Genomic DNA, 12,822 nt, shown 5'->3' on the forward strand with positions numbered 1-12,822 from the left:
TTTTAAGGTTCTGATAATTGAGCTATTGAATGAGATTGACGCCGAGGTATGAGTCTGAGAGTAACTAAGGCAATTTTGGCCAGGTTCGGCATAAGCTGCGGTTGGAGTAATTCTTTATGAAATACCCCAAGCCGTCGGCTGTTTTCTTTCAAGCAAGTAGATAACAATAACTCTGGAGTTAAATTATCTATAAAGTTGCTAGCGCCGGTGGCTGTGAAACCCTCTTGTTGTTCCTCGTTAGAACCACTAAAGGCTTGAATCTTATCTTGTAAGGCTCTGCTGTAATGAATAAGAGCATTAATTGCCCGTAACCAATTACTTTTGCCTTCTTGAATTTGCAGGTAAGTAACCCAATTAATGAAGAACATGATGTGACGGGCTTCTTCATCTAGAACCGTATCGAAGATATCAAATAATGCTTCTGGGATGTAGTTAACATGACGGCGAGCGAGTCCAAATAGACCAAAGGCTAAAAAAGAGTCAAGACATTCACCAAAACCAAAGTCAAGGAAGGCCGTTTTAATATTACTAGGAAGTACAGGTGCAGGAGGTGGAGAAATTTGAATATCGTAGTGATCGATCAAAAATTTAATTAGTCTCCCGTGGCGAACTTCTTCCATACCTTGTAGAGCGATCGCGTCTTTTAATAAAGGGTCGCTAATTGTGGCTGCAAAAGCGTTCACCATCACTCCTGCTTCTTGTTCTGTATTCAGTGCTTCTCTCCAAAAAGGAATATTACGCAAGCTTTCGAGAGCTACACTGTCTAGAGTCGGCCAAGAGAGGTGTTCTGGCTCGTACTCTAAGTGACTTTCAATAAAGCTACGGCAAAAAAGTTCTTTGTGTTCTTTGCTTCCTATTTTCATGGCTGAAGAAATTTTTTACTTTTTGAGCAGTATATAGGACATAATTAATTACATGATGTCATTGCGATCGCAATCACTGTAAATAAATATTTGTCTTCATTTACTTATTTGGCTGGGTTATCGTCAATTCATCCACAAAAATAACTATTAACAATTCAACATTCAAAATTCAAGACATTTGAGACGGAGATTTAACGAACTTTGGGGGTTTAAGTCCCCAGCAAGATAGGCAGCACGTTTTGTGTCGGGGTCTAAATCCCCGTCACAAAACGTAATTGCGTTAGCGGAGCGGGGCGTTAGCCCATTGCGAATTGCGAATTGGTTTAAACCCCGGCTGCAAGCAAGTTGCAGTCGAGGATGCTATATGTAATGCTTAGGGTCTGAAACCCTTGAATTACAATCATTAACTAACAACTACTGATGCTGCTTTTGCAGTTGCTTGAGTGCGACGATCTTTCAAGTAAGAGAAAAATTCCCGCCCTTCACGTAGGCGACGAACTAACATTTGCGGATCGGTGAGCATTTCAGTAACAATTGGGATAATCGCTTTGGGACGGAAGTAAAACTTCCGATACATCTTCTCAACAGCGTCTTCAATCTCAGCACTAGAAAGATTTGGATATTGCAGTGTGGACATTTGAATTCCAGAACTAGCAACTAAGGAATTGTTACTAAACCAATTATTTTCTTCTGCTTGACGATAAAGTTCTGTTCCGGGATAGGGGGCTGCGATGGAAACTTGAATTGTATGAGGACTAACGTCGCAAGCAAAACGGACTGTTTCTTCGATTGTTTGTTGAGTTTCGTCGGGTAAACCAATGATAAATGTACCGTGTACGGTAATGCCGAGTTTATGACAATTTTCCATAAACTTCCGCGCTACTTCCAGTTTGATTCCTTTCTTAATCCCATCCAAAATTTGCTGATTGCCAGATTCAAATCCCACTAAGAGTAGGCGTAAGCCATTATCGCGTAGTTTTTTCAGGGTGTCATAGTCGAGATTAGCACGGGCGTTGCAACTCCAAGTCAATTTGAGTCGGCGCATGTGTTCGCTAATTGCGATCGCTCGATGTTTGTCAATGGTAAAGGTGTCGTCATCAAACATATATTCTCGCACCTTATCGCCAAAGAGCGCTTTAGCTTCTTCCATTTCGCGCCCGACGGCTTCCGGGCTTTTAGTGCGGTATAAGTGTCCACCAATTGTTTGTGGCCAAAGGCAGAAGGTACATTTTGCCGGACAGCCTCTCCCAGTGTAAAAGGAAATGTATGGATGCAGTAAGTAGCCAATAAAGTATTTAGTAATATCCAAATCCCGATGATAAATCGGCAATACACTGGGCAGAGAATCCCAATCGTGAATTAAGGGGCGATCTTCATTATGATGTATATTACCCTGGCGATCGCGGTAGCTTAGACCTGTAATTTCATTCCAAGATTTACCTTCTGCTAGTTCTTTGCAGGTATAGTCGAATTCGTGGCGACACACAAAGTCAATGATTGGGTTTTCAGTCAGCGTCTGCTCTGGTAACACTGCTACATGCGCTCCAATGAAGCCAATCTTGATATTCGGGTTTTGAGCCTTGATTGTCTCGGCGCACTTCACATCATTAGGTAGCGAAGGCGTGCTAGTGTGCATGATAATTAGCTCGTAATCTTGAGCAATTTCGATTACATCTTCTACTGTTTGATCGTGTGGTGGTGCATCAATTAGCTTGCTACCAGGCACAAGGGCTGCCGGTTGCGCTAGCCATGTCGGATACCAAAAGGAAGTAATTTCGCGCTTGGCTTGGTATCGTGAACCCGCTCCACCATCAAATCCATCGAAGGAAGGAGGACTGAGAAACAAAGTTTTTTTCACAAGTATATTTCCTCAATATATAATTCTACGCACAGTCTACGAGATACTGTGCAAATACGTTTTCAGTGTAATTATAATTAGCTTACCGTCATATTTCAGAAGTTTTGAACTGTGAGGATGGAAAATTCACCCTAGAAACGCAACCTCAATTGATCTGCAATAACTATCTTAAAAATGGGGCATGGGGCATAGGCATCTATCATGAATTTGATTTACTTTCTTTTGCGTTCTTCTTGGGGGATGGTAGCGATCGCGATCGCTACGGGATTTTTGAGTGGCGGTAGTAGTGCGGGTTTGATTGCCTTAATTAGCCATGCTGCAAGTAGCAGTGGTGCTTCTCGTCTCACATCCATAATTTGGGGTTTTGTGGGGCTGGCGATAGTTGTATTAATTACCAGTATCATTTCTCAAGTGATGCTGATTCACCTGTCTCAGAATGCGGTTTTGCAATTACGGATGCGTTTGAGTCGGCAAATTATCAGTTCTGAGTTGACTCATTTAGAACGGTTAGGGAATCCTCGATTATTGGCAACTCTCACAGAAGATATTCAGGCGGTTGCTAATGCTGTTTATCAGATGCCTTTTATCTTTATTAATTTAGCCATCGTTCTGGGGTGCATAGCATATATAACCTGGCTCTCTTGGTTAGTACTGGTGCTAGTTTGTGGTATTTCAATAGTAGCGATCGCTAGTTGTCAATGGCTACTCAACAAAGGAGAGAAATTGCTGGCTCTAGCTCGTGAAGATGAAGATCAACTGTTTAAACATTTTCGCACTATTACCGAAGGAGTTAAGGAACTCAAACTAAACCACAGGCGGCGTGAAGATTTTTTAGAAGGAAAACTCCACCCAACTGCTAACAAGTTCCGCCATCATAATATTCAAGGTCTAACCCTATTTGCCACAACTTCTAGTTGGGGGCAACTCGTATTCTTTTTTGCCCTCGGTTTTGTCATGTTTGTGCTGCCTAATCTGCTTACTATCAATGCCGAAACTCTCTCTGGTTACATTTTGACCTTTACTTACTTGGTGTTACCAATGGATAACATCATCAGCAAACTTCCTCTATTAAGTCAAGCCAGTATTGCCTGGCAAAAAATTGAGTCATTGGGTTTATCTCTAGCTAGTCGATCTGAAATATCTACTGTTCCACTTGCAATTAAATCTGATTGGCACAGCTTAAAATTTAAAAATGTTACTCACATCTACTATACAGTTGAAGAAGACAATAGCTTTATTTTTGGGCCCATCGACCTGACACTATATCCTCAAGAATTAGTTTTCATTATCGGCGGTAATGGTAGCGGTAAATCTACATTAGTGAAACTAATTACCGGACTTTATATCCCTGAAAACGGCGAAATTTGGTTTGATGACAACTTAATTAGCGAAACGAATCGAGAATGGTATCGTCAGCATTTTTCTGTTGTATTTTCTGACTTTTATTTATTTGAAGAACTTCTCGGCTTAAAAAATTCTTATTTGGATGCTCAAGCCACAAAATACTTACGACAATTGCAACTAGACCATAAGGTAAAAGTTGAAAATGGTCAACTTTCTACCACTGCTCTTTCTCAAGGACAACGTAAACGATTAGCTTTACTCACAGCATACCTGGAAGATCGACCAATTTATCTATTTGATGAATGGGCAGCCGATCAAGATCCAGTATTCAAGGAAATATTTTATACTCAACTTCTACCAGAACTGCGATCGCGGGGTAAAACAGTACTGGTGATTAGCCACGATGATCGCTATTTTCATTTAGCAGATCGAATTATCAAACTTGACTATGGAAAAATAGAATACGACAAAACTTAATGTACTAGCAAAAACACACTTCATTATTCGGTGTCATTTCTGCTTTATATTTTTCTCCAAAAGCAATTAAACAAACTTTTATTTTTTCAATTTATGCTGTTTTTCTAAATGCACTTATTCTGCTAACGCGATAAAATCCTCATATAATCGCAGTCCTAAATTATTTGTGAAAATTATATCTCTTTTTTCTTCCTTTCCTTTGTGTCATTCTCTAACGGGACACTACGCGTTCGCGTAGCGTTCCGAAGGAAAGGCAGTTCGTTTTTTAATTTATATTTTTCATAACTCAAATAGGATTGTTAAATTTAATTCCAGTTAATCGCTTTAACTCATGCAAATATGATTTATATTTGTAGAAAATATTGATAGCAATTGATCCACGAGAAATTCACTGAATTTATTTATATTTCCTCAAAATTTATTTAAAAGGTAGGTCTAATAACCATGTTTGTATCTAACTTTTTAAGAATTTCTCATTCAATTATCATTGATTTTCTCGTAATTTTATGCATATTCTCTGTCTGCTTTTATCACTATGCAATTTATGCAGCAATAACCTTTTTTGGTCATCCCCAGCCAACGGATCGAGAGTTTCATCCACCTGTTAGTATCCTCAAACCTCTTTGTGGAGTTGATAGCGATGCTTATGAAAACCTAGCCTCATTTTGTCAGCAGGACTATCCAGAATATCAAATCATCTTTGCTGTGCGAAATTCTAAAGACCCTTGCATAGAGGTTGTAGAGAAAATCATCCATAATTATTCAGATTTGGATATTCTGCTGATAGTAAGCGATCGCGTCATCGGTACAAACCTCAAAGTTAGCAACTTGGCCAATGCCGCAGCCAAAGCTAAATACGAAATTTTAGTCCTTGCTGATAGTGATATCCGAGTTGGAACAGACTATTTACAAAGAGTTATCCAGCCGTTACAAGATGAAAGCGTTGGTGTCGTTACCTGTATGTATCGATCCTTAACTCAAGGATGGGTATCGACATTCGAGGCTATTGGTACTAGCACTGAGTTTCATGCTGGGGTTTTAGTCAGCAATATTCAAGAAAACGGTATAAAATATGCCTTTGGTTCCACTATTGCCATCCCTAAAAAAGTACTAGAAGCTATTGGTGGATTTGAAGCAATTGCTGATTATCTGGCAGATGATTTCCAACTTGGCTATCTACCTGTTCAAGCAGGTTACAAGGTTGTACTTTCCGACTATGTAGTTGAACATGTACAAAAAAGCAACAACTTAGTTGATGCTATCAAGCGCCAGATCCGTTGGGCGCGTGGTAAACGAATTTCTCGTCCTTGGGGTTATCTAGGACTAATTTTTACCTACGGTGTAGTCACCAGTTTGCTGCTGCTGATTGCCACCAATGGTTCAATACTAGGATGGGTAGGACTATGTATCTGTTGGGTAACAAGATTGGTGATGGCTTGGGTTGTTGGTACTATTAGTCTGAAAGATCCAATTGTCAAAAAGTTTCTGTGGCTCATTCCTGGGCGCGACTTGTTAAGCTTTGTTATTTGGTGTTTTGGCTTTATCGGAAACACTATAGAGTGGCGGGGGCAGCAACTAAAGCTTACTAAAGAGGGAAAGCTACTACTACAAGAAGACAGAAGTTCTCAATTATCAATTAAAGTTTTGATTAGTAAACTGTAGCGAAAGTGATGTTGTTCCCTGCCCCCTGCCCCCTGCGGTCTAAATGATAAGAATACCAATTTGAAAAAAGAATGCGACAAATAGACCATTTGTAGAGACGCGATTCATCGCGTCTTTACCCAAGGATGTGTTGCAATCATTAATTGAATTGGTAGAACTATAGGAAATTTCCGGGGTTTCAAGTTTTGTTAATGTATTGGAATCGTAATTATAAACTCGGCTCCTGCTCCTGGTGCTGAGATACACTGGAATTTTCCCCGGTGATTTTTGACGACTATCTGGTAGCAAACTGACAACCCCATGCCAGTCCCTTTACCCACTGGTTTAGTAGTAAAGAAGGGGTCAAATATATGATTGCGTACTTCATCGGTCATTCCCGAACCATTGTCAGCAATGCGAATTATGCACTCATCCTCTTGAACAAGGGTGCGAATGCGAATCTGGGCGGTAGGGAGTGTTTCTTCCCCCACTCCCTCTTCTAGAGCATCAATCGCATTAGTCAACAGATTCATAAACACCTGATTCATCTGTCCAGCATTACATAAGACCTGTGGCAGGTTGCCATATTCCTGAATAATTTGGATTTCGGGACGTTCTGCTTTAGCTTTCAGGCGACTTCGCAGCAGCAGCAAGGTGCTATTAATGCCTTCATGGATATCCACTGCCTTGATACCATTCTCATCTAGACGGGAGAAGTTACGTAAAGATAGGACAATCTGCCGAATGCGTTCAGCCCCGACTTTCATAGAATGTAGAACTTTGGGTAAATCTTGATAGAGAAAATCTAAATCGATATCTTCGATTTGGGTTTGAATTTCTGTTGATAGTGGAGAGTGATGTTCTTGAAAGATTTCTACCAAGTGCAGCAAATCTGTAACATATTCATCGGTATGCTTGATATTTCCATAGATAAAATTGATGGGATTATTAATTTCGTGAGCAATACCTGCTACTAACTGCCCCAAACTGGACATTTTTTCAGTTTGAATGAGTTGAGCCTGAGTTTGTTGAAGTTCCAGCAGAGCCGCTTCTAGCTGCTGTGCTTTTTCTTGGGCAGTTTGGGCAGTGAGGCGACTATGTGTGTAAAGTTTGGCTTGGTCAATAGCGATCGCTAGTTGAACTGTCACTGCTTGTAGCAATTCTACTTCAGTTTCTTGCCAAGGTCGAAAGCCACTACAGTAACCACAGATGAAAGCTCCAATTTCACCAGATTGAGTGTGTACAGGCAAGGACATAAAAGCCGTGAAACCGAAATCATTTAAAAACTGCTGTATTGTGCGCTCGTCATGAGTCAAAACATCATCTATGCGGATAATTTCTCTGTTTAAAGTTTTTGCTGCGATTATTTCAAATTCTATATGGATTGCTTCGGCTGTTAGCAGATTAGGGGAAGTAAAATGTTCTGCTTCATATACACATTCCCAATAAGGTAGATCAGTATTTTGGCGATACCAAAAGAAAGCGCAGTAATCAATCTGGAATAAGTTGCGGATTTCCTCTACTGCGGTTTTTAAAATGTAATTGAGTTCCAAAGAAGCTCGAATTTGACTGGCAAGATGGTTGAGCAATGCTTCCCGTTGAGCGATCGCTCTATATTTAGCCTCTGATTGTCGCAGGGCGGTTTCTGTACACTGGCGCTGTAGTTCTGCCGTAGCTCGCGCTGCAAAGATACTCAGAATAGCTTTGGCGCGTTCCTCCTGTAATATCGGTTTGGTATCTAGTACGCAAAGATGGCCTATGGGTATACCAAATGTATCGACAAGAGGCGTTCCTAAATAACTTTCTGCTTCTAGCATTACTAAATCCTTGGCTTGGGGAAAAAGTTGCTGTATATGACATGGGTAAGAACGCATACCTTCCTGTAACACAACTTCGCAAGGAGTATTAGCTAAGGCATACTCGGTAAAAGTTTCTGAAAGCTTACCACCTGCCCAGAATGATAAAACTCTAGCCCTATCGGAGTCTCCGGTGATTCGCTCTGCTAGTATGACGTAGCAGACTCCCAGAGCATTTGCCAAGTGACGCACCAAGACAGGAAAAAATTCTTCGCCCGTGACTGCTGCGGTTCCAGCTACCAGAGCTTGCAAAGCCTCTTCTGCTTGTTTTCGCTCAGTGATATCTTGATAAACGCCGCGATAACCAAGGTAATTGCCGGATTCATCAAAGAAAGGAACTCCATTGGTTTCTAAAACAAGCAATTGCCCGTTTTTATGAAGAGTTTTATTTTCAAAATTAATTAGAGGCTGTTTGGAGTTGCTGAGAACTTGAAAAATCTTTTGGACTCGGTTCGCCTCTGCTGGTGGCATCAAATCAAAAAGAGTTTTGCCTAAGACTTCCTTTGCCTCATACCCCAAAATGTCAGCAATTTTTTGGCTGACGTAAGTGTAAACGCCTTCTTGGTCTAACTCCCACACTCCATCATTGGTAGTTTCCACAAGATGACGAAAGCGGGCCTCACTTTCTCTGAGTGCAACTTCTGCTTGTTTGCGCTTGATGCCAATAGCAATTTCTTGGGCGGCAAATCCTAGGGCATTAAAAACAGATTCCGTAATTATTTGCCGAGAAAACATCGCTATTACGCCTACAGTCTCACCTTCAATAATTAGAGGATAGCCAGCAAAAGCAACCATACCCTCACGCTTCGCCCACTCTTGATTGCTGACGCGGGGATCTGTTAGTACAGAGTTGGTTAAATGAGGTTTACTTTCTTGGGCAATTAAACCAATTTTGAATTGACCAACTGGCACCCGTCTATGAGGGCCGTCAATATGGGTGTACATTCCAGAACTGGCTTGTAATTCTAGGACATTTTCTTGTTTGTTCAGTATCCAGATGCGAGCAAAAGCTGCATTTATATGTTCGACTAATGCTTCGGTGCAGCGATGCATCATAGACTCTAACGTTTGACTTTGGGCAAGAGCGGCGTCTACATCGGCGCGAAAATTGGCTAATTGCGATCGCTCTGCTAGTGCCTCTTGGGCGTGTTTGCGATCGCTAGTATCATGGCAAATACCAACAAAATACAAAAAATTTCCATTAGCATCTTTTATTGCTGATGAGTTACTTGTATGCCATTGCCAAGTTCCATTTTTATGTTTTACCCGATATTCAATTGGCTCTTGCTTTTCGCCTGTTGTCAAAACTCTTTGAAAATAATCTGCACACATTGGTAAATCATCAGGATGCACAAAAGGAGCAAATGAATTTCCTTCAAGCTCCGCAATCTCATGCCCTAAAATCTCAGTCCAGTTAGGAGAAACATAAGAAAATATTCCCTCAAGTGTCAACGCAAAAATAATGTTATTACTATTTTCTACAATCCTTTGAAAGTTAATATAATTATTTGCAAATGCTAGTTGCTTGCTTTGAGATAGGAGAATGATTATTTGTTGTTCTGCTAATGGTAGTAATTTAGCTTCAAAATTGCTATTTTCTTCTAATACAAAATACTCAAATTTTACCGAAGACTTGCTTTTTTGTACTTGGAGAATGGCTTCTTGATAACGATTAATTATATTATCCGGTAAATATTCTAAGAAATTTTTACCTATAACTACTTCTGTTAATTTATTTATTATTTGGAAATTTTGAATTTGATAATCAAGAATATTAGCATCAGCATCAATCCGAAAATACAAATCAGTATTTGATTGCAGAATTGCTTGATTTTCTAAAATTTTCTGGCAAAGATGTGTTTCAGCTTCTTGGCGTTTTGCAATTTCATTATTTAATTTACTCAGTACTTTCTTAAATTCTGCTGCTTGTTCCTCAAATGCGATTGCTAGGGATTGATTTGCTATATTTAAAGTTTCTTCGGATATTTCTCTTAAAGTAGGAATACAGTTCAGTATTTGATGGCTAACTATTATATCTTCAAGTTCAGCTTGTTTGCATTTATTTGAACTATCTATAAATGCATCAATTGCCTGCTCATCTTTTATAGTTTCTTCTATTTGATTAATAGCATTTTGCGACTTTTCATTAACCATGTTTACCTGCCTGTTTTAAAACATTTATTTAATGAGAAACAACCTTTTTTGCTCAGAAGCTTGTTAATATTAAGTTATTAAAATAAAACTTAACAGAGAGATTAAAAAATTATAGTTTAGTTGATTAAAATAATATTTTTTATAAATTTATTAGTTGGTCGATATAGATATTTTAAAATTCACGATAAATAAATAATATAAAACAAGTTAATTATAGCTTAAGTTGTTTTTGTATGATTTTTATAATGATATTATTTGATTTAAAGTTTTAAAAGAATAGTAAAATTACCGAAATTAATCATATAGCGTTTTCAAGCACCTGAGATATTCAATATATTCAGTGTAAAAAACATGTTTATTGGTATATATTTTAACTAGTTAATTAAATAAAAGCATGGTAACTGAAAGAACATTTGTACTGCTATGTAAGTCATCCTAAAAGCCGCACTCATAATCCCAATGCACCCTTGAGGTGTAGTCTCAGTCAAATTCAGCGTTAGGATCTAAAATAGCTTTATGATTTTTATGAGACGCATATTTGAAGTTATTTAGGTCTACTACCAAAAGATTCTCAAGTTTATTCTGGAACATAGTAAATGGTGAATCACCTTTAGGTGATTCGTGCAATGCTGGTATTGAAAGTTGTTTCAGAGTCAAAGAAAGTGCAGGGAGATGAAAAAGTATGGCTGAACATGTATTTCATGACCAACTGAGTTTAGAGGAACAAACTGAAAAACTCGGAAAGCAAGCACTAAGCTTAGGTTTGATTCCCAGCTTTGTGGTACATTACTTTCCCGATACCTGGGTATTTTATATACCTAATGAAAGTCAATCAGAAGCGCTGACACCAGAAGAGGCATACTTTCGTTTAAAACAACTAGTTGAACAGTAGATATTTTGATGACAAGTTTTGAACATAAGACTAGGCACTGCAATTATCAAGTAACAGTAGTTATGGCGAAACCTGCAATTTTAACCGTCGATGATGATCCAGAAGTGTTACAAGCGGTGTCAAGAGACTTGCGGCATCAGTATGGCGATCGCTTCCGCATTGTCCGGGCAGATTCCGGTATTTCCGCTCTGGACGTGGTGCAGCAACTAAAATTGCACAATGAAGCAGTTGCTCTATTTTTGGTTGATCAAAGAATGCCCCAAATGGGAGGTGTAGAGTTCCTTGAACAGGCGAAAGGTATCTTTCCTGATGCGAAACGTGCTTTGCTAACAGCTTATGCAGATACGGATGCAGCCATTAAATCAATTAATAGTGCCAAACTTGATTACTACTTACTTAAGCCCTGGAATCCCCCAGAAGAGCGACTATATCCGGTTTTGGATGATTTGCTAGATGACTGGCTGGCTGGATTTCGCCCACCCTTTGAAGGTATTCGAGTCATTGGTAATCGCTGGTCACCTTTTTCCCATCAGGTGAAAGACTTCCTAGCGCGTAACCAGATTCCATACAACTGGTTAGATATTGAACTAGAGCCAGAAGCAGCAAAATTAGTAGAATACGCACAAGCTGATGGCAGACAACAATTGCCCCTGGTACTGTTTCCCGATGGTTCCCGATTAATCCAACCATCTAATTTAGAGATTGCTGCCAAAATTGGATTGCAAACCCAGGCAGAGCGACCCTTCTATGATTTGGCGATCGTGGGTGGTGGGCCTGCCGGACTAGCCGCCGCCGTCTATGGCGCTTCGGAGGGATTGAGTACAGTCTTAATTGAGCGTGAGGCTCCGGGCGGACAAGCAGGCACGAGTTCACGCATTGAGAATTATTTAGGGTTTCCTGTTGGCTTGAGCGGCAGCGATTTGGCCAGGCGGGGAGTCACCCAGGCGCGGCGATTTGGGGTAGAAATTCTCACTCCTCAAGTAGTCACCGGAGTTAAGCTGCAAGATCCTTATCGGGTTCTGCAATTAGCGGACGGCAGCGAGATTAGTTGCCATGCACTTTTAGTTGCAACGGGTGTTTCCTACCGTTGGCTAAATGTCCCAGGAGCCAAGAAGCTTACAGGGGCAGGAATTTATTACGGTGCTGCCATGACTGAAGCGATCACCTGTACCAATGAAGAGGTTTACTTGGTAGGTGGGGCTAATTCTGCCGGACAGGCAGCAATGCACTTTTCTAAGTATGCCAGCAAAGTAATCATGCTGGTACGGGGAGAATCACTATCATCGAGTATGTCGCAATATTTGATTGACCAAATTGCAGCTACTGCAAATATCAAAGTTTGCACGGGTTGCAATGTTGTGGAAGTGAAGGGAGATGAACATCTAGAAGAAATAGTGATTGCCCATGCCAAAACTGGACAAACTGAAACAGTGCCAGCGCGATCGCTTTTTATCTTCATCGGTGCTAGTCCCAAAACTGATTGGCTTGATGGGGTTATTCGGCGCGATACTCAGGGGTTTATCATCACAGGCCCCGACTTGATGCATAATGGCAAATCTCCTCCAGGTTGGCCTTTGGAACGTTCTCCTTTCTTACTAGAATCTAACGTTCCTGGAATTTTTGCAGCCGGAGATGTGCGCTTTGGGTCAATTAAGCGGGTGGCATCCGGTGTGGGTGAGGGTTCGATTGCTATTCAATTCGTTCACCGCTATCTGAGCAATGTTTAGCTAAAAGGAG

Annotated in this window: 7 protein-coding genes; 4 read left to right on the forward strand and 3 right to left on the reverse strand. The window is 40.3% G+C overall.

Going from position 1 to position 12,822, the window contains the following annotated elements:
* Positions 1-2: 2 nt before the first annotated feature.
* Positions 3-863, reverse strand: coding sequence for a ferritin-like domain-containing protein (locus CDC33_RS12285; protein ID WP_109008717.1), 861 nt, complete (start codon positions 861-863; stop codon positions 3-5).
* 403 nt (positions 864-1,266) lie between these two features.
* Positions 1,267-2,721 (reverse strand): hopanoid biosynthesis associated radical SAM protein HpnJ, encoded by a 1,455-nt coding sequence (gene hpnJ, locus CDC33_RS12290; protein WP_109008718.1) that lies wholly within the window; start codon positions 2,719-2,721, stop codon positions 1,267-1,269.
* Between the two features lie 201 nt (positions 2,722-2,922).
* Between hpnJ and CDC33_RS12295 the strand changes: the two genes are divergently transcribed.
* Positions 2,923-4,542 (forward strand): cyclic peptide export ABC transporter, encoded by a 1,620-nt coding sequence (locus CDC33_RS12295; RefSeq protein ID WP_109008719.1) that lies wholly within the window; start codon positions 2,923-2,925, stop codon positions 4,540-4,542.
* Positions 4,543-4,986: 444 nt separating this feature from the next.
* A complete protein-coding gene (gene hpnI, locus CDC33_RS12300) occupies positions 4,987-6,204 on the forward strand; it encodes a bacteriohopanetetrol glucosamine biosynthesis glycosyltransferase HpnI (RefSeq protein WP_109008720.1) in 1,218 nt (405 codons plus the stop codon).
* Between the two features lie 188 nt (positions 6,205-6,392).
* Here hpnI and CDC33_RS12305 read toward each other — a convergent pair whose 3' ends face one another.
* Positions 6,393-10,193: a PAS domain S-box protein gene (locus tag CDC33_RS12305; RefSeq protein WP_109008721.1), complete on the reverse strand. Its 3,801-nt coding sequence runs from the start codon at positions 10,191-10,193 to the stop codon at positions 6,393-6,395.
* 682 nt (positions 10,194-10,875) lie between these two features.
* Here CDC33_RS12305 and CDC33_RS12310 point away from each other — a divergent pair.
* Together CDC33_RS12310 and CDC33_RS12315 are read left to right on the forward strand one after the other, a co-directional pair.
* Entirely contained in the window at positions 10,876-11,085 is a 210-nt protein-coding gene (locus tag CDC33_RS12310) for a hypothetical protein (protein ID WP_109008722.1), read from the forward strand.
* 62 nt (positions 11,086-11,147) lie between these two features.
* Positions 11,148-12,812 carry an FAD-dependent oxidoreductase gene (locus CDC33_RS12315; protein WP_109008723.1) on the forward strand — a complete coding sequence of 555 codons (1,665 nt, stop codon included), beginning with the start codon at positions 11,148-11,150 and terminating at the stop codon, positions 12,810-12,812.
* The last annotated feature ends 10 nt before the right edge of the window (positions 12,813-12,822 follow it).

The sequence above is a fragment of the Nostoc commune NIES-4072 genome (assembly GCF_003113895.1).
Lineage (GTDB): Bacteria > Cyanobacteriota > Cyanobacteriia > Cyanobacteriales > Nostocaceae > Nostoc > Nostoc commune.